The 24,908-nt window shown below is 71.4% G+C and carries 19 protein-coding genes; 11 read left to right on the top strand and 8 right to left on the bottom strand.

What is annotated here, in order from left to right; all coding sequences use genetic code 11:
* Nucleotides 1–52: 52 nt before the first annotated feature.
* Nucleotides 53–673 (bottom strand): nucleotide exchange factor GrpE, encoded by a 621-nt coding sequence (gene grpE / locus AB0F72_RS02435; RefSeq protein WP_360423887.1) that lies wholly within the window; start codon nt 671–673, stop codon nt 53–55.
* Nucleotides 670–2,526 carry a molecular chaperone DnaK gene (gene dnaK / locus AB0F72_RS02440; protein WP_360423890.1) on the bottom strand — a complete coding sequence of 619 codons (1,857 nt, stop codon included), beginning with the start codon at nt 2,524–2,526 and terminating at the stop codon, nt 670–672. The genes grpE and dnaK overlap by 4 nt, the downstream gene beginning before the upstream one ends.
* A 445-nt stretch (nt 2,527–2,971) precedes the next feature.
* Here dnaK and AB0F72_RS02445 point away from each other — a divergent pair, with 445 nt between their 5' ends.
* The 3 genes from AB0F72_RS02445 to AB0F72_RS02455 are packed head-to-tail and all read left to right on the top strand — an operon-like array spanning nt 2,972 to nt 7,476.
* Entirely contained in the window at nt 2,972–4,609 is a 1,638-nt protein-coding gene (locus AB0F72_RS02445; protein WP_360423893.1) for a GTPase domain-containing protein, read from the top strand.
* Entirely contained in the window at nt 4,606–6,258 is a 1,653-nt protein-coding gene (locus AB0F72_RS02450) for a GTPase (protein WP_360423896.1), read from the top strand. Before AB0F72_RS02445 ends, AB0F72_RS02450 begins: the two co-directional genes overlap by 4 nt.
* A 33-nt stretch (nt 6,259–6,291) precedes the next feature.
* Entirely contained in the window at nt 6,292–7,476 is a 1,185-nt protein-coding gene (locus tag AB0F72_RS02455; protein ID WP_360423899.1) for a hypothetical protein, read from the top strand.
* 13 nt (nt 7,477–7,489) lie between these two features.
* Here AB0F72_RS02455 and AB0F72_RS02460 read toward each other — a convergent pair whose 3' ends face one another.
* Nucleotides 7,490–7,747, bottom strand: coding sequence for a hypothetical protein (locus AB0F72_RS02460; RefSeq protein ID WP_360423902.1), 258 nt, complete (start codon nt 7,745–7,747; stop codon nt 7,490–7,492).
* A gap of 1,449 nt (nt 7,748–9,196) precedes the next feature.
* Here AB0F72_RS02460 and pdhA point away from each other — a divergent pair.
* The 6 genes from pdhA to AB0F72_RS02490 all read left to right on the top strand — a co-directional run bounded on the left by pdhA (nt 9,197) and on the right by AB0F72_RS02490 (nt 18,842).
* On the top strand, nt 9,197–10,339 hold the full coding sequence (gene pdhA / locus AB0F72_RS02465) for a pyruvate dehydrogenase (acetyl-transferring) E1 component subunit alpha (RefSeq protein WP_360423905.1): 1,143 nt from the start codon (nt 9,197–9,199) through the stop codon (nt 10,337–10,339).
* Nucleotides 10,336–11,325 (top strand): alpha-ketoacid dehydrogenase subunit beta, encoded by a 990-nt coding sequence (locus AB0F72_RS02470; RefSeq protein ID WP_360425025.1) that lies wholly within the window; start codon nt 10,336–10,338, stop codon nt 11,323–11,325. Before pdhA ends, AB0F72_RS02470 begins: the two co-directional genes overlap by 4 nt.
* Nucleotides 11,326–11,330: 5 nt before the next feature.
* Nucleotides 11,331–12,779, top strand: a complete 1,449-nt coding sequence (locus AB0F72_RS02475) for a dihydrolipoamide acetyltransferase family protein (RefSeq protein ID WP_360423908.1) — start codon at nt 11,331–11,333, stop codon at nt 12,777–12,779.
* 200 nt (nt 12,780–12,979) lie between these two features.
* On the top strand, nt 12,980–13,117 hold the full coding sequence (locus AB0F72_RS02480; protein ID WP_172666554.1) for a hypothetical protein: 138 nt from the start codon (nt 12,980–12,982) through the stop codon (nt 13,115–13,117).
* A 335-nt stretch (nt 13,118–13,452) separates the two neighbouring features.
* Nucleotides 13,453–16,977, top strand: a complete 3,525-nt coding sequence (locus tag AB0F72_RS02485) for a hypothetical protein (protein WP_360423912.1) — start codon at nt 13,453–13,455, stop codon at nt 16,975–16,977.
* Between the two features lie 68 nt (nt 16,978–17,045).
* Complete coding sequence (locus AB0F72_RS02490; protein WP_360423915.1) at nt 17,046–18,842, top strand: NHL domain-containing thioredoxin family protein; 1,797 nt, start codon at nt 17,046–17,048, stop codon at nt 18,840–18,842.
* On the opposite strand, the gene AB0F72_RS02495 is transcribed toward AB0F72_RS02490, so the two are convergent.
* From AB0F72_RS02495 to AB0F72_RS02505, 3 genes are read right to left on the bottom strand one after another with little or no spacing between them, the layout of a single operon-like run.
* Complete coding sequence (locus AB0F72_RS02495; protein WP_360425028.1) at nt 18,839–19,585, bottom strand: 5-oxoprolinase subunit PxpA; 747 nt, start codon at nt 19,583–19,585, stop codon at nt 18,839–18,841. The two genes, AB0F72_RS02490 and AB0F72_RS02495, sit on opposite strands and share 4 nt — an antisense overlap.
* The gene (locus AB0F72_RS02500; protein WP_360423918.1) at nt 19,581–20,411 is read right to left on the bottom strand and encodes a biotin-dependent carboxyltransferase family protein; all 831 of its coding nucleotides are present in this window, start codon (nt 20,409–20,411) and stop codon (nt 19,581–19,583) included. Before AB0F72_RS02500 ends, AB0F72_RS02495 begins: the two co-directional genes overlap by 5 nt.
* Nucleotides 20,408–21,013, bottom strand: coding sequence for a carboxyltransferase domain-containing protein (locus AB0F72_RS02505; RefSeq protein ID WP_360423921.1), 606 nt, complete (start codon nt 21,011–21,013; stop codon nt 20,408–20,410). The genes AB0F72_RS02500 and AB0F72_RS02505 overlap by 4 nt, the downstream gene beginning before the upstream one ends.
* Nucleotides 21,014–21,091: 78 nt before the next feature.
* Here AB0F72_RS02505 and AB0F72_RS02510 point away from each other — a divergent pair, with 78 nt between their 5' ends.
* Nucleotides 21,092–21,766 carry a hemolysin III family protein gene (locus tag AB0F72_RS02510; RefSeq protein ID WP_360423924.1) on the top strand — a complete coding sequence of 225 codons (675 nt, stop codon included), beginning with the start codon at nt 21,092–21,094 and terminating at the stop codon, nt 21,764–21,766.
* Between the two features lie 39 nt (nt 21,767–21,805).
* Here AB0F72_RS02510 and AB0F72_RS02515 read toward each other — a convergent pair whose 3' ends face one another.
* The gene (locus tag AB0F72_RS02515) at nt 21,806–22,084 is read right to left on the bottom strand and encodes a DUF6458 family protein (RefSeq protein ID WP_360423927.1); all 279 of its coding nucleotides are present in this window, start codon (nt 22,082–22,084) and stop codon (nt 21,806–21,808) included.
* 115 nt (nt 22,085–22,199) lie between these two features.
* On the opposite strand from AB0F72_RS02515, the gene AB0F72_RS02520 reads away from it, so the two are divergent.
* A complete protein-coding gene (locus AB0F72_RS02520; RefSeq protein ID WP_360423930.1) occupies nt 22,200–22,718 on the top strand; it encodes a histidine phosphatase family protein in 519 nt (172 codons plus the stop codon).
* A 6-nt stretch (nt 22,719–22,724) separates the two neighbouring features.
* Here AB0F72_RS02520 and AB0F72_RS02525 read toward each other — a convergent pair whose 3' ends face one another.
* Nucleotides 22,725–24,902 (bottom strand): S8 family serine peptidase, encoded by a 2,178-nt coding sequence (locus AB0F72_RS02525; protein WP_360423933.1) that lies wholly within the window; start codon nt 24,900–24,902, stop codon nt 22,725–22,727.
* Nucleotides 24,903–24,908: the final 6 nt, after the last annotated feature.

Genomic DNA, 24,908 nt, shown 5'->3' on the forward strand with positions numbered 1-24,908 from the left:
CGGGCGGGACACGACACCGACTTCATTGCGGTCCAGCTCACTCAGGCCCTGCTCACTCAGGATCTGCGACAGCGACCATGGCCGGGCGGAGCAACCGCTCGCCCAGGCTGTAACCGCGGCGCATCACCTCGACGCAGGTCGGCTCCGTGACGTCGGCCGACGTCTGGTGCGCGACCGCCTCGTGGAGGTTCGGGTCGAACGCGTCGCCCTTCTCCCCGAAGGCGACCAGGCCCAGCTTGCCGGTCACCGCGGTGAGCTGCTCCGCCACCGAGGCGAACGGACCGACCAGGTCGCCGTGCTCGCGCGCCCGGTCGATGTCGTCCAGCACCGGCAGCAGAGCGGTGAGCACCGTGCCGGTGGTCTGCTCGGCCGCGGCGCCCCGGTCACGGTCGACCCGCTTGCGGTAGTTCGCGTACTCCGCGGTCACCCGCTGGAGGTCGTGGGTGCGCTCGTCGAGCTCACTGCGCAGCGCGCCCAGCTCGGCGCCGGCGGCAGTGGCGGTGGCGTCCTCGGACACCGGGCTCTCGTCCTCCTCCTCGGGGGCGCGATGCGCGCCGACCGGCGGGTTCACCGGCTCCTCGGCGGGAGTCTCCTCGGCCGACTCGTCGATCTCGCCCTGGATGACTTCCCGCTCGGTCACCTGACCGTCGTTCTCGTCGTCCTTGGCAGTCACTTCTTGTCGTCCTCCACGATCTCGGCGTCCACGACGTCGTCGTTGCCGCCGGCCGACGGGCCCGCACCGGTCGCGCCGCCCGGAGCGCCGCCGGCGTCCGGAGCGCCCTGCGGGGCCTCACCCTGCGAGTAGAGCAGCGAACCGGCCTCCTGGGAGACCTGCGACAGCCGCTCGTGCGCCGACTTGATCTTCTCGATATCGGTGCCGCCGAGGGCGCCGCGCAGCTCGCCGAGAGCCTCGCCGATCTTGTTCTTGTTCTCCTCGGGGAGCTTGTCGCCGCTCTCCGCCAGGAACTTCTCGGTCTGCCACTGCAGCTGCTCGGCCAGGTTGCGGGCCTCCGCGTCCTCGCGGCGCTTCTTGTCGTCGTCCGCGTGGTCCTGAGCGTCGCGCATCATGCGCTCGATGTCTTCCTTCGGCAGCGCGGAGCCGCCGGTGATCGTCATCTTCTGCTCCTTGCCCGTGCCCAGGTCCTTGGCGGACACGTGCACGATGCCGTTCGCGTCGATGTCGAAGGAGACCTCGATCTGCGGGACGCCACGCGGGGCCGGCGCGATGCCGCTGAGCTCGAAGGTGCCGAGCTTCTTGTTGTACGCCGCCATCTCGCGCTCGCCCTGGTAGACCTGGATCAGCACCGAGGGCTGGTTGTCGTCAGCCGTGGTGTAGACCTCGGAGCGGTGCGCCGGGATGGTGGTGTTGCGCTCGACCAGCTTGTGCATGATGCCGCCCTTGGTCTCGATGCCCAGCGAGAGCGGGGTGACATCGAGCAGCAGGACGTCCTTGACCTCGCCCTTGAGCACACCGGCCTGGAGGGCGGCGCCGACCGCGACGACCTCGTCCGGGTTGACGCCCTTGTTCGGCTCGCGGCCGATCAGGCTCTGCACCAGCTCGGTGACCGCCGGCATACGCGTCGAGCCGCCGACCAGGATCACGTGGTCGATGTCGGAGAGCTTGACGTCGGCGTCCTTGATCGCGGACTCGAACGGGCCCTTGCAGCGGTCGAGCAGGTCCTGCGTCATGCGCTGGAACTCGGCCCGGCTCAGCGTGGTGTCGAGGTGCAGCGGGCCGTTCGCGCCGGCCGTGATGTAGGGCAGGTTGATGCTGGTGGTGGTCGCGGCGGAGAGCTCGATCTTCGCCTTCTCCGCGGCCTCACGCAGACGCTGCAGGGCCATCTTGTCCTGGGAGAGGTCGATGCCGTGCTCGCCGCGGAAGGTCTTGACCAGGTGGTCGATGATCCGCTGGTCCCAGTCGTCGCCACCGAGGTGGTTGTCACCCGAGGTGGACTTGACCTCGATGACGCCGTCACCGAGCTCGAGCAGCGAGACGTCGAAGGTGCCGCCGCCGAGGTCGAAGACCAGGACGGTCTGCTCCTTGGAGCCCTTGTCCAGGCCGTAGGCGAGAGCGGCCGCGGTCGGCTCGTTCACGATCCGCAGCACGTTCAGACCGGCGATCTCACCGGCCTCCTTGGTGGCCTGGCGCTGGGCGTCGTTGAAGTACGCCGGGACGGTGATCACGGCGTCCGTGATCGTCTCGCCCAGGTACGCCTCGGAGTCGCGCTTCAGCTTCATCAGCACCCGCGCGGAGATCTCCTGCGGGGTGTACTTCTTGCCGTCGATGTCGATCGACCAGTTCGTGCCGACCTCGCGCTTGACCGAGCGGATGGTCCGGTCGGGGTTCGTCACCGCCTGACGCTTGGCGACCTCGCCGACGAGCACCTCGCCGTTGCGGGCGAAGGCGACGATCGACGGAGTCGTCCGGGAGCCCTCCGCGTTGGCGATGACGGTGGGCTCGCCTCCTTCCAGAACGCTGACGCAGGAGTTCGTGGTGCCGAGGTCGATGCCGACCGCACGTGCCATGGTGTTCCTCGCTTCGCTAACCGACTTGGTTCGTACCAGGGTTGAGTGGAACCGACTCAATGATGCCACGGTGACAGGCAACGTCAAATCGAAGTTGAGCCAGAGCGGCGCAAGTCGGCCCGTGAGGTGGGTGATTCGGAAATCACCTACATACCTGTCCGGTCACGGCATACCGGGACCCGTTGTACTGGGTGCATAGATCGTGCACGCTTTACCTGTGACGACGCACGGAGACGCGGTCGGTCCGTCGGCCCTTTCCGCCGCATCGGACGAGACCGCATCGGATGGAAAGAGCCAGGTCAGCGGTGGCCCATCAGAGCGTACGGGGAGCGGCCAAGGCCGACCAGCAAACGAGGAAAATACCATTCCTCCCGCTTTAGGACGCCTTGCCACAGCACTGAGTGGATTGCGCTCGGCGCTGGGCGCGGTCTCGTACCCCCTGGTCATGCCCTCCGCCGAAGAGGCTCGGAAGGTCGGCGCGGCGCTGCTCGCCCAGCTCGACGACTATCTGCTGCCGCGCCTGGCGCGACTCGACGCCCCGCTGCTCGTGGTCGTCGGCGGATCCACCGGCGCGGGCAAGTCCACGCTGGTGAACAGCCTGGTTCAGGCGCCGGTGAGCACCGCCGGCGTGTTGCGTCCCACCACCCGCTCACCGGTGCTGGTGGCGAACCCGTCGGATCTGAACTGGTTCGGCCGCGGCGGGCTGCTGCCCGGCCTGGTCCGCACCGGCGAGCAGAGCACCGACCCGAACGCGTTACAGGTCGTCGCCGCGCCGTCGATCGGTCCCGGCGTGGCGCTGCTCGACGCGCCCGACATCGACTCGGTCGTCGACCAGAACCGCAAACTCGCGGCGCAGCTGCTGGCCGCCGCCGACCTGTGGCTCTTCGTCACCACCGCGGCGCGGTACGCGGACGCCGTCCCGTGGGAGCTGCTGACCACCGCCCGGCTGCGCGGCACCGTGATCGCCCTGGTGCTGGACCGGGTGCCGGTCGACGCGGCCGCGGAGGTCGCCGCACATCTCGGCGAGATGCTCACCGCCCGCGACCTCGGCTCCGCGCCACTCTTCGTCATCCCGGAGACCGCCCTGGGCGGCAACGGCCTGCTGCCGGAAGCCGCGGTCGGCTCGATGCGGCAGTGGTTCTCCCAGCTCTCCTCGGACGCGAACGCCCGCGCCGCGGTGGTCCGGCAGACACTCGACGGCGCGCTCGGCGCCCTGGCCCCGGCGCTGCACGGGCTGGCCGAGGCCGCCGACGAGCAGATGCGCACCGCGCAGACGCTGGACGAGCGGGTCGAGGCGGCGTACCGCAACGCCCGGCGCACCACCGAGGAGGGCCTGCAGGACGGCCGGTTGCTCCGCGGCGAGGTGCTGGCCCGCTGGCAGGAGTTCATCGGCACCGGCGAGTTCCTGCGCAGCCTGGAGTCGCGGATCGGTCACCTGCGGGACCGGCTCGTCGCGGCGATCAGCGGCCGGCCGGCGCCCGGGCACAACCTCCAGGTCGCGATGGAGTCCCAGCTGGTCACCCTGCTGCGCGGGGTGGCGGCGGACGCGGCCGAGCAGGCGTACGCGGCCTGGCAGTCCCACCCGGCCGGCGCCGCCCTGCTGGAGCCGGGTCTGCAGCGAGCCTCCGACGACCTGCCCCAGCTCGCCGACCGGCTGGTCCGGGACTGGCAGCAGTGGGTGCTCGACGTGGTCCGCCGGGAGGCCGCCGACAAGCGGACCGTGGCCCGCGGCGCGGCGTACGCGGTGAACGGCGTCGGCCTGGCCGTGATGATCGCGGTGTTCACCACCACCGCTTTCATACCCACCGGCCTGGAGGTCGCGGCCGGCGCGAGCAGCGCGGTCGCCGCGCAGAAGGTGCTCGAGGCCGTCTTCGGCGACCAGGCCATCCGCACGCTTGCCACCCGCGCCCGCACCGAGCTGCTGGCCCGGGTGGATGATCTGCTGGCCGCCGAGGCCGCCCGGTTCACCGAGCGGACCGCGGCGGTACGCCTCGAGGCCGAACCGGGCGCGCTCCTGCGCCGGGTCGCCACCGAGGTGGAGGCGGCGAGGAAGGAACTAGCGTTGACCGGGTCGGGGCAATGAACGTCGTTGAGAAAAGAGTGGACGCCCAGGATCTGGCGCGACGGCTCGACGCGCTGTCCCGATTCCTGCGGGTCACCGGGCCGTACCTGCCGGACGGCAAGCTGGTCACCGCGCACACGCTCGTGGAGCGGGCCGGCAACCGGCTCTCGCTCTCCCTGGACCACACCGTGGTGGCGCTCGCCGGCAGCACCGGCAGCGGCAAGTCCAGCCTGTTCAACGCCCTGGCCCGGTTCAAGCTCTCGCAGGTCGGCGTGCGCCGGCCGACCACCGGCACCGCGCACGCCTGCGTCTGGGGGCCGCTGGAGCCGGCGAACCGGCTGCTCGACTGGATCGGGGTGCTGCCGCGGCAGCGGTTCGTCCGGGAGAGCGCGCTGGACGGCGACGACGAGGTGGCCCTGCACGGCCTGGTCCTGCTCGACCTGCCGGACTTCGACTCGGTGGAACGCGCGCACCAGCTGGAGGTGGACCGCCTGCTCGGGCTGGTCGACCAGATCGTCTGGGTGGTCGACCCGCAGAAGTACGGCGACCGGGTGCTGCACCGGGCGTACCTCTCGCAGTTCAGCTCGCACGCCGGCGTGACGATCGTGGTGCTCAACCAGGCCGACCGGCTGAGTCCCGGCGACACCGAGGTGGTGCTCACCGACCTGGGCCGGCTCCTTGAGGAGGACGGGCTCGGCGGCACGCCGGTGCTCGCCTCCTCGGCGAAACAGCCCGGCATGCTCACCGACCTGCGCGAGGCGCTGGAGACGACGGTGGCCGCGCGGCAGGCCGCGCTGCGCCGCCTCGCCGCCGACCTGGACACGGTCGGCGAGGAGCTGGCCGCCACGATCGGCCCACCGGCCGCCGAGGACGAGGTGGACCGGAGCACGGTCCGCCAGCTGGCCGATTCCCTGGCGGCGTCGGCCGGGGTGCCGGCGGTGGCCGACGCGACGGCTCAGGCGTACCGGCAGCGGGCGACAGCGTCGACCGGCTGGCCGCTGGTCCGCGGCCTGAACCGGCTGCGCCCGGACCCGCTGCGCCGGCTGCACCTGAGCGAGAAACCCGCCACCGACGCGGTCTCCACCGACATCGTGCCCCGCACCTCGGTCCCGGCCGCCGGCGCCGCGCAACGTTCCGCGGTCGGCATCTCGGTCCGCGCGGTCGCCAGCCGCGCCGCCGCGCCGCTGCCCGAGGTCTGGGCGCCGGCGCTGACCACCGCGGCGCGGTCCCGGGCCGACGACCTTCCCGACGCGCTGGACCGGGCGGTCGCCACCACCGACCTCGGCGTGGCCAAGACGCCGATCTGGTGGCGTGTGATCGGGGCGCTGCAGTGGGTGCTGCTCGCGACAGCGGTGGTCGGTCTCGGCTGGCTGATCGTCGGGTACGCGGTCCGGGTCCTCGGCCTGCCGGCGCTCGACAACCCGGCGGTCGGCGCGGTCCCGTTGCCGACGTTGTTGCTGCTCGGCGGCCTGTTTGCCGGCATGCTCCTCTGGCTGCTGCTGAAGCCTCTGATCGCGGCCGGGTCCCGCCGCGCACGACGCCGCGCCGAGCAGCGTCTGCGGTCCGCGGTCACCGACGTGGCCCGGGGGTACGTGGTCGCGCCGGTCCGCGAGGTGCTGAACGCTTACGCCCAGGCGAGAGAAGCTCTCGGCGTAGTGCGTTCGGAGTAGGTCAGCCAGGTGTCCCGGGCGTAGGCTCGCGACATGCCGGCACCCCAGACCGCGTACGAAGCCGTTCTGCACGCGGCTCGCGACGTCACGAAACTGGGCTGCGCGCTCGATGCGGAGATGCTCGGTGCGGCGTTGCTCGGCAGCGTCTACCAGGTGGCCGCCGAGCACCGGGCCGAGGCGGTGCGCGACTTCGTGGGCCAGTTCTTGAGCAAGACCGGTCCGGTGGCGGAGGCGGTGACGATCCGCGAGGTCTTCGCCGCCCTCGTGCCGGACGCCGACGGCGCCGCCGAGGTCGGCCACGACGACCGGGCGCCGTCCTGGGGCGCCCAGCTGGGCCGGGTGCATCCCACCGGCTGCTTCGCGTACGGGGACGTCTACGGCGACCAGACCTCCTACCTCATGACGTTCGCCTACGAGGACAGCTCGGACGGTGGACCGGAGCACGCGGTCGTGGCAGTCGTCGACCACAACATCGGCATCGCCAAGGACCTGTTCGTCTCCACCGCGGCCGGGACGCTGCTCAGCCAGGTGCGCCAGCTCTGCGAGGCCGACGAGCTGATCTGGTTCCGCACCGAGGACCCGGGCCGGCTCCGCGAGGAGGTCGGCCGCCACCTGGAGATCACCGATGATCTGAGCGAGCTGCCCTCCGACGGTTCGCTCGCCACCGACCGCGCGCTCGCCGCCGCCCGGCTCGCCCTGCTGCCGGTGCTGACGACGCCGCCGCTGGAGGAGCCGTCCGGCGCCCCGGCCGGCGCCGATCTGGCCCGGGATTTCGCCGACTCACCGGAGGCGGCCGCCGAGGGCCTGCCGGACGCCGACCGCAACTCGTTCGCCTTCTGCCTCAGCCTGATCCTGGACCACGCCGACTCGCTGCCCGGCGGTGACCCGCTGCGCTGGAGCCCGTCGGTGGCCGGGCTGTTCCTGCTGGACTGGGTGCACCGGCGTGCCGTGCTCGACATGGACGACGCCGCGATGCTGCCGCAGGTCGTCCGCGCCTGGACGGCCTATGCGGGCCGTCGGCGCGGCCTGCCGGCGGCCGCGATCGACCAGACCAGATCCGTGGTGGAGGAGCTGGTCCCGGAGTTCGTCCGGCTCTACAGCACCGGTGAGCGCCGCAGCCCGGCCACGGCGGCGGTCGCCCAGCTGATCGCCGAGGGCGTCGACCCCAGCGACACGTCAGCCATCGAAGCCTGGCTGGAGGCCAACCGCGACGACTGAGGCAGCGATCGGGTCAGCGGCGGTTCGTGTAGTGGTCGTTCGCCGGCTCGGCGTGGTGCCGGCCCACCCGGGTGCTGCGCTGCCAGGCCGCCTCGCTCCAGTCGTCGGTGTCGGCGTGCTCGGCCCGGTGCGCGCCGTGGTACGGGCGGTTCACCGTCCGGTCCTCGCTGGATCGGGGCTGGGTGAGCAGCCGGTGCACGTTGAGGCCGCGCTCCGGGTAGCTCTGTTCGAGGATGCGGGCTGGTCGGATGTTGTACGGGCGATCGGCCATGATCGTTCTCCGGCTGACTCGGACCGGTCGGGCGACCGGCCGCTGTGGACTGTTCGGCGCCGGGACGGGTTCTCCCGGGACGTGGCGGCCTCACAACGCCGCCAATGCGGTTCGTCACGGTCGTGGGGCGGTTCGTCGCCGGGCGTGTCTCCGCCCGGCTCGTCCTCGTCCTCGTCCGGGACCTCGGGCAGGCCCGGCACGGTGGGAAAGTCACGGGGCTGGTCCGGCCGGTTCACGTCGTCGTCCTCAGGCACCACCGGCAGACCGGGGATCACCGGCAGACCGGGCACTCCCCGGCCCGCCCCCGCCCGACCCGACCCCGCCCGACCCGACCCAGCTCGGTCCGGCCCCGGCCGATTCGACCCCGCCTGACCCGACCCCGCCCGGTCCGACCCCGCCCGACCCGACCCCGCCCGGTCCGGCCCCGGCCGACCCGGCCCGGCCCGGCCGGATCGCGGCGAATCCCCGCTCACCGGAGAATCGCGGACCCGCCCACCGCCAGGCCGACTCTGCGGCGACTTCCGCGTCGAGCTCGGCTTATCGGACAAATACGGCATATCCCGAGCTTTACGTCGTTTCGCAGAATCCGAAATCGCCGGCGCACCTCGCGACGGGCTAGCCCGCTTCGCCGTCGACGGCGGCGCGCCGGTACCCCCGTACCGTCGCGGGGTCTGATCTTTATCGGCCAAGCCCGATCCCGAAGCGGAAGGCGCGGCACCGCCCGGCGGGGACGGCGATCGCGACGGGCCGGGCGAGGCGGAAGCCGCCGGGCCGACCGGCCCGGTGGCCGGCGGCGGCAGGAACGGCACGTCCATGGCGCCCGGCCGATCCCGGCCGGAGATCTCCTTCGAACCGGTGGTGAGCACGGCGAGGGTCGGCACCGAGGCGAGTCCCACCAGGAGCGCCACCATGATCACGTAGCGGCGGGTCGGCCCGGCGAATCCGTGGTCCTCGCGATACACCCCGTCGATCCTCTTCCGCAGCACCTTGGGCGGTGGCGCGAAGTGGTCGTCGTCGGGCAGGTGCGGCACGCAAGGCTCCCAGTTCGAACTGCGCGAAGAAAGATCCATCTGGATCTGTTCCGGACACCTGACGCAACGATGCATTCCGCATTCGGCAGCGGCACAGCGAGGGCATTCGTACTAGAGTGAGAGCACAAAGTCCACTAAATCGGACAAATACCGTTAACGATGTGTCAGGAGAAAACCTGTATTTGTGATCCACGCAGTCTGTAACCGAGCTCACTCCCTCTGTCAGGATGGGACCGACGGCACCGCCGCCGTCGCCCTCCGTCAACCAGCGGGGCTTCGGCGGGTCGTCCCGGCAGAACGAGCAGCCGGAACAAGCCGCGCGGCAACCCCACCCGGGTCAGGCGCGGCCAGCCCCAGTGGTCAGCCGCGTGGCCGGGAGACACCCGCCGCGGGCGCAGAGAGGAAACAGGAGACACGGATGGCGAAAGGCGAGCGCGACAAAGCCGGGAGCGACGTTCCGGCCGGCGGCTTCGTCCAACTGCTGACCCCCGACGGCGAGCGCATCGACAGCGCGACCACCGCCGACGGGAGCACCTACACCGTCGACTTCACCGACGAGGAGTACCGGGAGCTCTACCGCGATCTGGTGACCGTCCGCCGGCTCGACGCCGAGGCCGTCGCTCTGCAGCGGCAGGGCGAGCTCGGCATCTGGGCCAGCCTACTCGGCCAGGAAGCGGCGCAGGTCGGCTCCGGCCGGGCGCTGCGCCCGCAGGACATGGCGTTCCCCACCTATCGCGAGCACGGCGTGCTCTACTGCCGCGGCATCGACCCGATCATGCCGTTCGGCCTGTTCCGCGGCGTCGACCAGGGCGGCTGGGACCCGAACGAGTTCCGGTTCAACACGTACACGATCGTGATCGGCGCACAGACGCTGCACGCGACCGGCTACGCGATGGGCGTCACGATGGACGGCAAGACCGGTGGCGCGGACGGCGAGGCCGTGATCGCCTACTTCGGCGACGGCGCCACCAGCCAGGGCGAGGTCAACGAGTCGTTCGTCTGGTCCGGCGTCTTCAACGCCCCGATCGTCTTCTTCTGCCAGAACAACCAGTACGCGATCTCCGAACCCCTCGAGCGCCAGACCCGCGTCCCGCTGTACCAGCGCGCCGGAGGCTACGGCTTCCCCGGCATCCGGGTCGACGGCAACGACGTGCTGGCCACCTACGCGGTGACCCGCGCCGCGCTGGACAACGCCCGGACCGGTCAGGGCCCGACGCTGATCGAGGCGTACACCTATCGCATGGGCGCACACACCAGCTCCGACGACCCCACCCGCTACCGCATCTCCAGCGAGGTCGAGTCCTGGAAGGCGAAGGACCCGATCAAGCGCCTCAAGGCTTTCCTCACCAAGCAGCGGCTGGCCGGCGACGACTTCTTCGGCGAGGTGGACGAGACCGCGGGCAAACTTGCGCTGGACCTGCGCGAGCGGGTTCTCGCGATGCCCGATCCGCAACCGGTCGCGATGTTCGACCACGTCTATCCGAACGGTTCGCCGGAACTGGCGGCGCAACGCGACGCGTTCGCCGAGTACCAGGCCTCGTTCGAGGGGAGTGGGCACTGATGACCGAGACGATCAACCTGGGCAAGGCGCTCAACCACGGCCTGCGCCGCGCGCTGGAGAACGACCCCAAGGTAGTGATCATGGGGGAGGACGTCGGCAAGCTCGGCGGCGTCTTCCGGATCACCGACGGCCTGCAGAAGGACTTCGGCGAGGACCGGGTGATCGACACCCCGCTCGCCGAGGCCGGCATCATCGGGACCGCTGTCGGTCTCGCGATCCGCGGCTACCGGCCGGTCTGTGAGATCCAGTTCGACGGCTTCGTCTTCCCGGCCTACAACCAGATCGTCAGCCAGGTCGCGAAGATGCACTACCGCTCCAAGGGCAACGTGCGGCTGCCGATCGTCATCCGGATCCCGTTCGGCGGTGGTATCGGCGCGGTCGAGCACCACTCCGAGTCCCCCGAGGCGTACTTCGCGCACACCCCCGGCCTCAAGGTGGTGACCTGCGCCAACCCCGCCGACGCGTACTCGATGATCCAGCAGGCGATCACCTCGGACGACCCGATCGTCTTCTTCGAGCCGAAGCGGCGGTACTGGGAGAAGGGCGAGGTCGACCTGGCCGCCTCGCTCGACGGCGCGTACCCCCTGCACGCCGCCCGGGTGGCCCGTCCCGGCTCGGCCGCGACGCTGCTGGCCTACGGCCCGATGGTCAAGGTGGCGCTGGACGCCGCCGCGGCAGCCGCCGAGGACGGCCGTGAGCTGGAGGTGATCGACCTGCGCTCGCTCTCCCCGGTGGACTACCCGACGATCTTCGAGTCGGTCAAGCGGACCGGCCGCGCGGTCGTCGTGCACGAGGCGCCGGGCAACCTGGGCCTGGGCGCGGAACTCGCCGCCCGGATCACCGAGGAGTGCTTCTACTTCCTGGAGTCGCCGGTCCTGCGGGTCACCGGTTACGACATTCCCTATCCGGCAGCACGGGCCGAGGAGGAGTACCTCCCCGATCTCGACCGTGTGCTGGACGCCGTCGACCGCGCGTTCGGCTGGTGACGCCGATGTCCCGGATCAAGGAGTTCAACCTGCCCGACCTGGGCGAAGGCCTCACCGAGGGCGAGATCCTGGCCTGGCTGGTCAAGGTCGGCGACACGATCGAGCTGAACCAGCCGATCGTCGAGGTGGAGACGGCGAAAGCAGCCGTCGAGATCCCGGCCAAGTGGGCCGGCGTGGTCACCAAGATCTTCCACGAGGCCGGCACGGTGGTCGAGGTCGGCAAGCCGATCATCTCGATCGACACGGACCCCGGCGCGGGCCCGGTCGCCGATCCCGCCCCCGCGAGCGTCGCGTCGGCCGCGAGCGAGGACCCCGAGGCCGGCCTCATCGGTGGTCCGGCTCCGGGCGGCCGCACGGCCGTGCTCGTCGGTTACGGCCCGAGAACCACAAGCGCGAAGAGAAGACCCCGATCAGGTACGGCCACACCTGCCACGAACGCATCGACGGCCACCCCGCCTGCGGCGGCCGCCGGGATTCCGGCCGCCCCGCCCGCAATGGCATCGCAGGACACTGCGGCACCCGTCCGGCCCGCACCCGCCCCGGTGGTGGCGACCATCGGTGGCCCGGTGCTGGCGAAACCGCCGGTACGCAAACTGGCTCGGGATCTCGGCGTGGACCTCGCGACGCTCATCGGGACCGGTCCTTCGGGGTCGGTGACGCGTGACGACGTACAGAAGGCAGTGGCGCAAGCCGCCGCCGAGCCGGACCTGACCGCCGCGCCCGCGCTGAACGGCGCCGCGGAGGCCGGGTCACGGGAGCAGCGGATCCCGATCAAGGGAGTGCGGAAGCTGACCGCGGCGAACATGGTCGCGTCCGCGTTCACCGCGCCGCACGTCACGGAGTTCCTCACCGTCGACGTGACCCGGACCGTGAAGACGCTGGAGAAACTGCGCGGCCGGCCGGAGTTCGCCGAGCAGAAGATCTCCCCGCTGCTGCTCGTGGCCAAAGCCGTGCTGCTCGCGATCAAGCGGTACCCGATGGTCAACTCCACCTGGTCCGGCGAGACCGGCGAGATCATCGTGAAGGAGTACGTGAACCTCGGCATCGCGGCAGCGACCGAGCGGGGGCTGATCGTCCCGAACATCAAGGACGCCGGCCGGCTCGCCCTGCCGGAGCTGGCGACCGCGCTCAACGATCTGATCCGGACGGCCCGCTCGGGCAAGACGCCGCCGTCCGACATGGCCGGCGGCACGTTCTCGATCACGAACGTCGGTGTGTACGGCGTCGACACCGGCACGCCGATCCTGCCGCCCGGCGAGTCGGCGATCCTGGCCCTCGGCGCGATCCGGCCGACTCCGTGGGTGCACAACGGCAAGATCAAGATCCGCCAGGTCACGACCCTCGGGCTCTCCTTCGACCATCGGATCATCGACGGCGAGCTGGGCTCGAAGTTCCTCCGGGACGTCGGTGCCTTCCTCTCCGACCCGAAGACGGCGATGCTCACCTGGGGATAGATTCTTTCGGCCCGGACGGGTGCGGACCTTCGATCCTTAAGCAGATGACCCAGCTCACCCCTAAATAGTTTGGAAAGCTCCTCATTGGAGGCGCATACTTGGATCAACACCGAGACGTGCGCCGAGGTGACCGCCACAAGCGGGGCCGGCGCGCTCGTCATGAGCAAGGCCGGCCAAGAGCCGGGGAAAGAAGCAGGGCCATGAGCATGATCGACCGCATCCGCCGGCGTCGGATGATCAGCCGCCAGAACCGCGCCATCGACCGCGCCATGCAGTCGGCGCCCACGCAGGCGATGCGTGATGAGATCGCCTTCTTCTCCCAGAGGCAGCCCAGCTGACCCAAGGGCGCTTCTCGAGGGGTTACGAGCAGCGAACGGCCCGTCCGGATCATCCGGACGGGCCTTTTCGTGTCAAAAACCACTCTTGAAGATCGGACACCGGTCCCTCCGGGGCGTACACCGGGATTCCTCCGGTCGCCGACGCCCGGTACGGTTGGGCACGGTCCTCGAGCCGGCGCGGCCGGTCGGCGAAGGGACCGGGGCCACCGGCGGCTTGCTTGATCCCGGCCCCAGCACGGCCTGGCCGGAGAGCTGGCACGGCCCTTCGGCGGAAGGACGCCGGCGGGGCCGCGTCCGTGCAAAGCTGGCACGGCCGCAGAAACGAGGAGGCGCGTATGACGTCCGAGGGGCACCACGCCGGGCAGCCGGCTGAAGCCACGTCGGGCGGACCTGGTTCGGGCGGTTACTCGCCTGATGGTTCGGGCGGTTACCCGTCCGAGGGTTCAGGTGGCTACACACCCGAGGGTCCGGGCGGTTACCCGCCCGGCGGTTCAGGCGGTTACTCGCCCGGCGGTGCGGGCGGTTACTCGCCCGGCGGTGCAGGTGGCTACTCACCCGACGGTTCAGGTGGCTACTCGCCCGATGCCGAAGGTCAGCGACCGGCCGGTCGGGCATCCGCCCCGGCACCGGCCGAGAACGTCCCCACGTCGTACGGCCCTCCCCCGCAGGCCACCCCGAACGGCGGCTCGCCGTTCGTGGTCCCGCAGGTCGCCGCGTTCGGCGCCGGGCCCAAGCCCGCCGGCACTCCGTACGGCGCGGCCCGCGTGCCGTCCGAGGAGAACGAACTGCCCCGGCGCGAACCGACCGCGTCGCCCTATGGGCCGGTCGCTCCCGGTGCGTCGCCCTATGGGTCGGCGGTACCCGATGGTCCCGGTGCTCCCGCCGGCCCCGGTTCTTCCGGCGCTCCCGCCGGTCCCGGTTTTTCCGGCGGGCCCGCCGGTCCCGGTTCTTCCGGCGCTCCCGCTGATCCCGGCGCCGCCGGGCAGGCCGGCTGGGCGCCGCCGCCTGCTCCCCCGGCTCAGGCCGCCGCTGGTTCGAACGGGCCCGGTGGGCTGCCCACCCGCACCCCGGGCGCCTCCGTTCCCGCCTCGGACGATTCCGGCGGCACCAGTTTCTCCGCTTTCGGTGACCAGCCGGTGCGCGTGCCCGGCGCCAGCCTCACCGACCTCCCCGACTCTTCCGGCCCGAGCGGTTTCACCGCGGGCCCGGCACAGAACAGCTGGATGCAGAACAACGCTCGTACCGCCGCCCCCGAGAGCTCCGACCCGAGCCGGCCGGCCGCCTTCCCGACCCGGCGCGGCGACGGCAGCGGTTTCCCGCTGCGCACGCCGGCCAGCCCAACCGCCGAGAACGATGGCGCTGCCGGCCTGGATCTCCCGGCCCGCACCGCACCCGAGCCGGGCGCGGTGCCCGTCGGGCAGCCCGGGGGACAGTCCATCGGGCAGCCCGGGGGACAGTCCATCGGGCAGCCCGGGGGACAACCCGTCGGGCAGCCCGGGGGACAACCCGTCGGGCAGCCCGGTGGGCAGCCGCAGTTCGGCGGGCCGTTCGGCGGGCCGTTCGGCTCCGAGCCGCAGGGTGACGGGGGTGCGCAGCCGTTCGGTTCCGCCCCGCAGCAGGGTGGGACCTATGGGTCCGCCCCGCAGTCCGGCGGCGCCTATGGATCTCCGCAGCAGCCCGACCCGGGATTCGCTCCCGCGCCGCAGTCCGGTGGCACCTATGGGTCCGCGCCGCAGGCGGAGGGCGCGTTCGGAAACGCACCCCAGTCCGGAAACGCATACGGCGCCGGTCCGCAGTCCGGATTCGGGAACACTCCGCAGTCGAGTGCCGGTCCGCAGTCCGGGTTCGGCAACGCTCCGCAGCCCGGGGGCGGATTCGGGTCGGCTGAGCCGGGTCCGGAGGCTTCCGCCGAGCGTGACGCCGAGCCTGCCGGCGGTTCCGGCTTCCCGCAGCGTGTGCCCGGTGCCGCGCTCGGCACCGGTGGCGCGCCGACTCCCGCTCCGGCTCCGGCGCCGGCTCCCGCTCCGGCTCCCGCGCCGATCTCCGGCAGCGCCGTACCGCAGCCGCGCGACCCGGGCGAACGGCCCGCGGTCGGCTCGGCCCGCCCGGTGACGGCCAGCGCGTCGGTACCCGGCGCCCGCGTCGACGCCACCGAACTCCCGCCGCCGGCACTGGCGCCGCAGGCCCGGGTCTACGGCCGCCCCGCCGCGACACCCCCGGCCGAGCCGGAGACCAGCGACGAGAACCGCTCCGACAACGAGCCGTCCGGCGCGTTCCCGGCCGCACCGTTCTCCCCGGCCGGCGCGGCGCCCTTCGCCCCGCAGCGCCAGGAGGCTCCGTTCGGCTCGCCGCACGAGGACGCCCCCTACGCAGCCCAGCACGAGGACGCTCCCTACGGAGCCCAGCGCGAGGACGCACCGTTCGGCTCGCCGCGCGAGGACGCTCCCTACGGAGCCCAACGGGAAGATGCGCCGTTCGCCCCGCAGCACGCGGAAGCGCCGTTCCCGTCGCAGCAGCCGAGCATGCCGCAGCGCCAGGACGCGCCTTTCGGAGCTCAGCAGGACGCGCCTTTCGGAGCTCAGCAGGCGGAGGCTCCGTTCTCCTCGCCGCCGGCTGACGCACCGTTCGCCGCACAGCGGAACGACGCACCGTTCGCCGCTCCGTTCGCAGCACCGCGACCGGACGCGGACGAGCCGTCCGGCGGGTTCCAGCAGGACCGGTTCACGCCGCCCGGCAGCTACCCGTCGAACAACGGTTCCGGCTTCCCCGGCACCGGACAGCGCACCGACGACGAGCCGAGCGGCGGCTTCGCGGCGGCTCCGCTTCCGCAGCGCGGCTACCCGCAGCAGCCCGGCACCGAGGGAAACGGCCCGTTCGGCCCCCGTCCGGGCGAGGCCCCGCAGAGCAACACCTACGGCCAGCGCGCGGAGGACAACGCCTACGGCCAGCGCGCGGAGGACAACACCTACGGGCAGCGGGCTGACGACAACCACGGCTCCGAACCGAGCGGTGGCTTCGGCAGCGTCCCGTTCCCGCAGCGTGACGGCGGTTTCGGCAACGAGGCTCCGGGCGTCGCGCCGCAGTCCCCGGCCCGTGCCTCGGCCAGCGCACGGATCGCCCCGCAGGACACCCCCGGCGCGCCGCCGTTCCCGGGTTCGGGTGGATCCCCGTACTCGATGCCCGGCTCTCCGCAGTTCCCGTCGTCGGGTGGTCCCGCGTTCGGCGCGCCCGGTTCCCCGGCTCGCCCCGGTGACCCGGCCGGCCCGCCGTACAACGAGTTCACCACCGACCTCGCCGGTCGTGGCGCGGCGCCGGACCAGTTCAGCGAGCACACCACGGACGTCTCGGGGCGGGGCAACAACCCGTACGTCCCGGCGCCCGCGCTGCCGCCGATGCCCGGCGAGCCGGCTCCCGGTGTCTACCCGGGCAGCCCGGCGACCCGGGCCACGGTGACGCCGCCCGGTCCGGAGGACACCACGAGCTGGCCGGGCCCGGACGAGCAGGACCGGTTCGAGCAGTTCAAGGCCGAGGAGCCGGCGGCGCCGGCCTCGCCGAAGGTGAACGTGCGCACCGTGCCGGTCACCATCGCGGTCGTGCTCGGCGCGGGTCTGCTGCTGGCCCTGGTGTTCGGCCTGGTGTACCTGATCTCCGGCGACGACGAGTTCAGCGTGGCCCAGGGCGACTGCGTGACCCGGAGCGCCGCCAACAAGCCGGTGAAGGCGGACTGCTCGACCGCCGGCGCGTTCGAGGTCGTGTCGATCGCCAGCGCCAAGGAGCAGTGCGCCGACCAGGCCCAGCCGTACATCGTGGTCCCGAAGGACGGCGGCGACCAGGTCCTGTGCCTGAAGCCGAAGGCCTGAGTAAAGCCTGATCACAGCTGCGGTCCCGCCGGTGGGCGGGACCGCGGCCGTGAGGCACGATGGGCGTCATGAACTCTCGCGTGCGTGCGCCCGAACTCAAGGGCCGCGGCTGGCTCAACACCGGCGGCAAGGACCTCACCCTCGCCGACCTGCGGGGCAAGATCCTCATTCTGGATTTCTGGACGTTCTGCTGCATCAACTGCCTGCACGTCCTGGACGAGCTGCGGCCGCTGGAGGAGAAGTACGGCGACGCCATCGTGGTGATCGGCGTCCACTCCCCGAAATTCGAGCACGAGCGAGACCCGGTGGCCCTGGCCGCCGCCGTGGAGCGGTACGGCGTGCACCACCCGGTCGTCGACGACGGCGACATGCACCTCTGGCAGCAGTACGCCGCGAAGGCCTGGCCCACCCTGGCCGTGGTCGACCCGACCGGTTACCTGGTCGCCTCGATGGCCGGTGAGGGCCACGCCGAGGGCCTGTCCCGGCTGATCGACGAGCTGATCGTCAAACACGAGGCGGACGGCACCCTGCATCGCGGCGACGGGCCGTTCGTTCCGCCGCCCGTTCCGGAGGGACTGCTCCGCTTCCCGGGCAAGGCGATCGAGCTGGCGAACGGCAACCTGCTGGTCTCCGACTCGGCCCGGCACTCGATCGTCGAGCTGGCGAGGGACGGTGAGACGCTGGTCCGCCGGTTCGGCGGCGAGAACCGGAACGAGCCGTTCAGCGAGCCGCAGGGCCTGGTCCAGCTGCCGCCGGAGATCTCCAAGATCACGAACTACGACGTCATCGTCGCCGACACGGTGAACCACCGGCTCCGGGCGCTCAGCACCGAGACCGGCGAGATCCACGTGGTGGCCGGCTCCGGCAAGCCGTGGCGCTCCACCGTGGACGACCGCCCGCACGACGCGCTCGCCGCCGACCTCTCCTCCCCGTGGGACCTGGCGTGGTACGACGGCAAGGTCATCATCGCGATGGCCGGCATCCACCAGCTCTGGTGGTTCGACCCGATCAAGCGCACGGTCGGCGTCTACGCCGGCACCACCGTCGAGGCGCTGCGCGACGGCCCGCTCCCGGACGTCTGGATGGCCCAGCCGTCCGGCCTGTCGGTCAGCCGGGACGGCAAACGCCTCTGGATCGCGGACAGCGAGACGTCGGCGCTGCGCTACGTCGAGGACGGCGTGCTGCACACCGCGGTCGGCCAGGGACTGTTCGATTTCGGTCACGTGGACGGTAAGGCCGAGGAGGCGCTCTTCCAGCACCCGCTCGGCGTGGCGGCCCTGCCGGACGGTTCGGTGCTGGTCGCCGACACGTACAACGGCGCGGTCCGCCGGTTCGACCCGGCGGCCGATGCCGTCTCCACGGTGGACTCCGGTCTGGCCGAGCCGAGCGACGTGCTGGTGACGAGCGACAACCAGGTGCTGGTCGTGGAGTCCGCCGCGCACCGGCTGACCCGGCTCGCGCCCGGCGTGGTCAAAACGGTCAGCGGCGAGCGGCACAAGACCGAGCGCCCGCCGTCGCACCTGGCTCCGGGCGAGGTCACCCTCGACGTGATCTTCACTCCGGCGCCGGGCCAGAAACTGGACAGCCAGTTCGGCTCCCCGCTGCGGCTCACCGTGTCGGCCTCGCCGGCCGAGTTGCTGCTCGACGGCGACGGGGTCACCACGGATCTGTCCCGCACGCTGGTGCTCAACCCGGACGTGCCGAAGGGTGTGCTGCAGGTGGTGGCACAGGCGGCAACGTGCGACGTGGACGCCGAGTTCGGCGCCTGCCACCTGACCCGCCAGGACTGGGGCGTGCCGATCGTGATCGACCCGGCAGCCCCGAACCGGCTGCCCCTGATCCTGCGCGGCATGGACGAGAGCTAGGCGAACGGCTCGACGTGAAGCCGGCCCGCAAGCCCGGATCGGACGGCGCGGGCCAGCTCCACCGCTCCCGGCGTGTCGCCGTGCACGCAGATCGACCGGACCGGGCACGGCACGACAGTCCCGTCCACGGCGACCACCTCACCCCGGGCCGCCATCCGCACGGCCCGCTCCACCACGTCGCCCGTCGCGTGCACCAGGGCGCCGGGCGCCGACCGCGGCACCAGCCGGCCGTCCGCCGAGTAACCCCGGTCGGCGAAGCCCTCGCCCACCACGGTCAGCCCGGCCTCGGCCGCGGCCACCGCCAGCACCGATCCGGGCTGGCAGAGCACCGGCATCGCCGGGTCCCAGGCGAGCACCGCGTCGACCACGGCGCCGGCCTGCACCGGATCGGCCGCGGCGGTGTTGTAGAGGGCGCCGTGCGGCTTCAGGTACCGCACCCGATCACCGGCCGCCCGGCAGAACGCTTCCAGCGCGCCCACCTGGTAGAGGATGTCGTCGCGCAGTTCGTCCCGCGCGTACTCGATCCGCCGGCGACCGAAACCGGCCAGGTCCCGATATCCGACCTGCGCGCCGACCGCGACGCCTCGCTCCGCGGCCGTCCGGCACACCCGGCGCATCGTGGACGGGTCGCCGGCGTGGAAGCCGCACGCCACGTTCGCCGAGGTCACCACGGACAGCAGGGCGTCGTCGTCGCCGAGTTTCCAGGCGCCGAAGCCCTCACCGAGATCAGCGTTGAGATCAATCGAGGTCACGAAAACGTACCGTAGTCCCCGGCCGCGCCTGCGCGAGCGGCGTGACGTCGCCGACCACGCCGATCACCGGATATCCGCCGGTGGTGGGGTGGTCGGCCAGGAAGACGATCGGCTGCCCGTCCGCGGGCACCTGCACCGCGCCGAGCACCACTCCTTCGGAGGGAAGTTCGCCGGCCCGGGTGCGGGTCACGGCGGTGCCGGCCAGCCGGGCACCGACCCGGTTGCTCATCGGACTTATTCGGTACGGGGCACCGAACAGTCCCGCCCCGTCGAACCAGTCGTCGCGCGGCCCGAGCCGGACCCCGAGCACGATCTCCTCGCCGATCTCCAGCCCGTCCCCGGCAATGCCGTCCGCCCCACCGGAAACCGTCCCGACCGGCAGCGTCATGCCGTCGGTCAGCCGCTCCGGCCCGATCCCGGCCAGGGTGTCGGTGGATCGGCTGCCGAGCACTGCTTCGCCAGCGATCCCACCGGCCACCGCGAGGTAGGAGCGCACTCCGCGCACGGCCCGCCCGATCTCCAGCACGCCACCGGCCGGTACGTCGACGACCGGGCCGCCGACCGGCTCCCTGTCCAGCTTCACCGTGGCCACCGCACCTGTCACCGCGACCCTGGCCGGCGTCTCGAAGCGCAGTTTGCAACCCATCAGCGTGGTCTCCAGCCCGGCCGTGCCGTCCGGGTTGCCGGCGAGGCGGTTGGCCCGGCGCAGCGCGGGGATGTCCAGCGCACCGGACCGGGGCACGCCGAGGTGGGCGTAGCCGGGACGGCCGAGGTCCTGCACGGTGGTGAGCGGGCCGGCCCGCAACACGGTGATCATCGCTGCACCAGCTTCACGCGGGTTCCGGGGGTGAGCAGGGCGGGCTGCTCCCGCCGTACCTCAAAGATCTTCAATTCGGTGTGACCCACCAGGCGCCACCCACCCGGAGAGGCCGTGGGGTAGATGCCGGCGTAGCCGGCGGCGAGCGCTATCGAACCGGCCGGCACCCGCGGGCGAGGCGCCGGGAGCCGGGGCACCGACCAGGCCTCGGGGAAGCCGCGCAGATAGGCGAAACCCGGAGCGAAACCGCAGAACGCGACGGTCAGCGGAGTTTCCACCAGGCGCTTCACGGCTTCCTCGACCGAGACCTGCCAGATCCCGGCGACGTCCGGCAGATCCGCGCCGTCGAACGTGGCAGGCACCTCGACGAGCGGACCGGCGGCGCGCGTGCCGCCCGGCGCGGGCTTCCATCCGGCCAGACGCTCCTCGGTGCCGGGCGGAACACCGTCCAGCAGGACCGTCCGGGCGCCCGGGACGATGTCGACGGCCGCCAGCTCGCCGGTCTCACGGCGGCGCCAGAGCTCGGCACGCCAGTCCTCGACACGGGTGTCGTCCGGGCAATCGATCAGTAGCGCTGAGGCGCCCACTCGTCGTACCTTCATGAGGAAATCATCGGGGATGGCCTGCCGTATCCGGCGTCACTACCCATTAGTAACCTACGGTGCCGTAACCTGGATCCCGTGACAGCCTCTGCCCCGTTCCGGATGAAGCCGGCCGACCTCGGCAAGCCGCGGCTGCGCGGCCGGTTGCATCAGTACGCGTTCTTCGTCGCCGCGGTCTGCGGCATCGTGCTCTGCTCGATCGCGCTCACCCGCCCGGGCATCGCACCGTTCATCAGCTGCCTGATCTACAGCATCACCGTCTGCGGCCTCTTCGGCGTCAGCGCGCTGTACCACCGCCGGGTCTGGAGCGAACGCGGCTACCAGATCATGCGGCGGATGGATCACTCGATGATCTTCATCTTCATCGCCGGCACCTACACGCCGTTCTGCGTGCTGCTCCTGAGCGACAGCAAGGCCACGCTGATGCTCAGCCTGGTCTGGTTCGGCGCCCTCGGCGGTGTCGCGCTGAAGGTCATCTGGCCGCACCTGCCCCGCTGGGTGGGAGCGCCGCTCTACGTGGCACTGGGCTGGGTGGCGGTCGCGATCATCCCGGACATCCTGCACGTCAGCGTGACGTGCCTGGTCCTGATGGTCGCGGGCGGCCTCATCTACACGGTCGGGGCGGTCTTCTACGCCCTGCGCCGGCCGAACCCCTGGCCGACCGTCTTCGGGCATCACGAGTTCTTCCACGCCTGCACGCTGGTGGCAGCGATCTGCCACCACATCGCGATTTATTTCGCGCTATATGCGTGAAAGCCCGGGTCCGCATCGGACCCGGGCTTTCCCGTTCGATCAGGAGTATGCCGGGGGCGGCGGCGGAGGCACGTCGTCGTTCCGGCGGACCTCGCGGTACTCGCTGTAGCCGGCGCCGGCGACCGGCTGCTGCGCCCGGGTCACCACCGTACGGCGGCGGCTGTTCCAGTACCAGAGCGTGATGATCAGACCGGCCAGGCCGGCGGCCATCAGAATCCAGCCGATCACGCCTATGTCCAGGCCACTGATGTCCGCCTCCACGGCGAACGCCAGGATCGCCCCCAGAGCCAGCAGGAAAATGCTTGCGCCGATGCCCATCGGACCCTCCTCGGGTGGTGTCCGCCCGACCGAGCGTCAGCGCTCGACCGTGGTGAATGCGTCGGACGACCGTTTACCCGCCCGGCCGAAATTCCAATCAGGCAAGCTGGTTCCCATGACCTCGCGAACGCTCATCCTGCTGCGCCACTCCAAGGCCGAGACGCCCGGCGACCTCGACGACTTCGATCGCGCGCTCACCGACCGGGGCGAGTCCGACGCGGACGCCGCGGGCGCCTGGCTGGCCGACGCACGGCTGCACCCCGACCTGGTCCTCTGCTCGCCGGCGAAACGCACCCGGCAGACCTGGCGGGGCGCCTCGATCGCGCTGGTGCAGGGCGAGCACCCGCACGGCGCTCCCGAGGTCCGGTACGAACAGGGCCTCTACGAGGGTGGCCGCACCGAGGTGTTCGACCTGCTCCGCGCCGTCCCCGACACGATCCGCACGGTCCTGATCGTGGGCCACAACCCCACGGTGTCCGAAGTGTCCGCGCTGCTGCTGCCGGACGACCAGTTCCAGGGCACGGTCGTGGAGATCAAGACATCCGGGATCGCCGTGCACAGCGGCGAGAAGCCGTGGTCCTCGGCCGAGCCCGGGGCGATGCGCCTGGTCCGCCAGCACACCGCCCGGGGCTGAACCTTCCTACTTGCGGTACCAGGTGCGGGTCGCCGTGTAGGTGACGTTTCCGAGCTTGTCGTAGGCCCGGACTCGCACCTTCATCGTCTTCTTCTGCTTCGTGGTGTTGACGCTCAGCACGTACCCGGAGGTCTTGTCGGTGGCGACGACCTTGCCGTTCACGATCAGCTCGACCCGCGCGATGCCGGAGGCGTCGGAGGCCTTGGCGTTGACCTTGACCGTGCCCTTCACCTTGGCCTTGTTCCCGGGCGCCTTCGTGATCGACACGGACGGCGCCTTGTTGTCGGCGATCACGACTCGGGTGTACGAGCGGGAGTTGCCCAGCTTGTCGGTCAGCTTCCAGACCAGCTTGACGTTTCCGCTGGCCTTACCGGTTGCGACCTTCTTCGAGTAACCCGCGCCCAGGTACTTCCCGTTCGCCCACAGCTCGGCCTTGGCCACCCCGGAAGCGTCCTTCACACCGCTCAGCGAGGTGGTGAACGTGCCACGCACCCGGGTGTTCTGCTTCGGGTTCACGGTCGCGGTCGGCCCGTCGTTGTCGGCCACCACGGCCCGGGTGAACCGGCTGACGTTGCCGACCGCGTCCGCCGCCTCGACCACGAGGTTGCCGCGGTTCGGCGTCGCGCTGGCCGTCCAGTCACCTGCCACCTTCTTCATCACCACGCCGTTGACCTTGGCGGAGGCGACGTCCGCCGAACCGCGGAACACCACCTTCGCCGCGCCCCGGACGTGCGCGCCTGCGGCCGGCGAGACGAAGAGGCCGGTCGGGCCGACCGTGTCGACCTTGACGACCGTGGTCGCGCCGCCGGTCCGGCCCGCGAAGTCGGTGACCCGCAGGGACACGGCGAGGTTGCCGGAGAAGCCGGCCGGCGGCGTGAACCGCAGCGTCTCCCACGGTTTCTGAGTCTTGACCGTCTTGCCGCCGGCCGTCAGCTCGGTGAGCGCGATGCCGTAGTCATCGGTCACCACCGGCCGGACGTCGATCGGCTTCGAGATCACCTGGTTGGCGGTGAGGCCGGTCGAGGTGATCTCCGGGTCGGCGGTGTCGTTGCCGGCCACCTGGTAGACGGCACGGCCGGCGTTCAGGACCGGCAACTCGGCGGCCGTGGTGGTCTCCACGATCGCCTTCCGTACCTGCGCGGCGGTCGCTCCGGGCTTCGACGAGAGCGCCAGAGCGGCGGTGCCGGCCACCACCGCGGTGGCCCCTTCCACGCCGTCGAGCTGGGAGGACTCGCCGAGGTGGTTGACCGCGGGCGCGCCCTCGGCCGCGGCCACATCGATCCAGTGGTTGCCCGGGGAGTTCGAGCCGTTGTACCCGGTGACCCGGCCCGACGTGTCGACGGCGCTGACCGCCAGCACCGGCTCGGTGGCCGCCGGTTCGACCGGCCGACCGTCATAGAGGTTCTCACCGGCCGACGCGACGAACAGCACGTCCTGCTTCACGGCGTACTGAACCGCCTCGGCGAGGAGCGTGCTCTCGCGATCCACCGCGGCAGGGGTCGTGATGACATCGGCGCCGTGGTCAGTCGCCCAGACGATGCCCGCGGCGAGATCAGAGACCGACCCGGTGACCCGGCCCGGGTCCGCGTGGGAGACCTTCACCGGCATGATCTTGCAGGTCGGGCAAACGCCCGAGTCGCCGGCGATGATCCCTGCCGCCATCGTCCCGAAGCCGCCATCGTCTTTGGTCGTGCCCGGGTTACGAGGCAGGTCCTCGAGACCGACGAGCGGCAGGTCGTTGGCGTTGAAACCGGGTACCAGCCGGTTCTCCGGCAGGTCGCGGTTCGGCGTGACACCGGTGTCGAGCACCGCGACGGTGACGGCCTCGCTACCGGACTTTGCCCGCGGCAGCTGGACGATGTCCAGCTCACGGCCGGTCAGCCGGTTCGACCACGACTCGTTCGAGTCGGCGAAGGCCATGAGTTCCGCGAAGCGGACGTCCGGATCAGCCTTCAGCTTCTCCAGGACCGTGAAGTGGTGCCCCTCATAGTAAAGGGGGCCTGAGACGGCGTTCAGCCCGGAAACCCACGTCAGAGCCCCGGCAGTCTCGATGCCGAGGCGCTTGAGCAGTTCCAGCGGCTTGACGTCCGGCTTGAGGCCGATCGTGTACCCCAGCCAGGGCTTGTCCGGCGGCGCCGCGACGGCCGGTGTCGCCGCCGTGGCGGACACACCGGCCGCTAGCACGGCAGT

Origin of the sequence: Actinoplanes sp. NPDC023936, from assembly GCF_040639325.1 — a bacterium.
Taxonomy (GTDB): domain Bacteria; phylum Actinomycetota; class Actinomycetes; order Mycobacteriales; family Micromonosporaceae; genus Actinoplanes.

Excerpts from the sequence above, each read along its gene's own strand:
- AB0F72_RS02455 (WP_360423899.1), top strand. The coding sequence starts at position 6,292 with ATGCCGGCACCCCAGACCGCGTACGAAGCCGTTCTGCACGCGGCTCGC.
- AB0F72_RS02490 (WP_360423915.1), top strand. The coding sequence starts at position 17,046 with ATGAACTCTCGCGTGCGTGCGCCCGAACTCAAGGGCCGCGGCTGGCTC.
- AB0F72_RS02450 (WP_360423896.1), top strand. The coding sequence starts at position 4,606 with ATGAACGTCGTTGAGAAAAGAGTGGACGCCCAGGATCTGGCGCGACGG.
- AB0F72_RS02520 (WP_360423930.1), top strand. The coding sequence starts at position 22,200 with ATGACCTCGCGAACGCTCATCCTGCTGCGCCACTCCAAGGCCGAGACG.
- AB0F72_RS02505 (WP_360423921.1), bottom strand. The coding sequence starts at position 21,013 with ATGAAGGTACGACGAGTGGGCGCCTCAGCGCTACTGATCGATTGCCCG.
- AB0F72_RS02485 (WP_360423912.1), top strand. The coding sequence starts at position 13,453 with ATGACGTCCGAGGGGCACCACGCCGGGCAGCCGGCTGAAGCCACGTCG.
- AB0F72_RS02515 (WP_360423927.1), bottom strand. The coding sequence starts at position 22,084 with ATGGGCATCGGCGCAAGCATTTTCCTGCTGGCTCTGGGGGCGATCCTG.
- AB0F72_RS02475 (WP_360423908.1), top strand. The coding sequence starts at position 11,331 with ATGTCCCGGATCAAGGAGTTCAACCTGCCCGACCTGGGCGAAGGCCTC.
- dnaK (WP_360423890.1), bottom strand. The coding sequence starts at position 2,526 with ATGGCACGTGCGGTCGGCATCGACCTCGGCACCACGAACTCCTGCGTC.
- AB0F72_RS02500 (WP_360423918.1), bottom strand. The coding sequence starts at position 20,411 with ATGATCACCGTGTTGCGGGCCGGCCCGCTCACCACCGTGCAGGACCTC.
- pdhA (WP_360423905.1), top strand. The coding sequence starts at position 9,197 with ATGGCGAAAGGCGAGCGCGACAAAGCCGGGAGCGACGTTCCGGCCGGC.
- AB0F72_RS02460 (WP_360423902.1), bottom strand. The coding sequence starts at position 7,747 with ATGGCCGATCGCCCGTACAACATCCGACCAGCCCGCATCCTCGAACAG.
- AB0F72_RS02445 (WP_360423893.1), top strand. The coding sequence starts at position 2,972 with ATGCCCTCCGCCGAAGAGGCTCGGAAGGTCGGCGCGGCGCTGCTCGCC.
- AB0F72_RS02480 (WP_172666554.1), top strand. The coding sequence starts at position 12,980 with ATGAGCATGATCGACCGCATCCGCCGGCGTCGGATGATCAGCCGCCAG.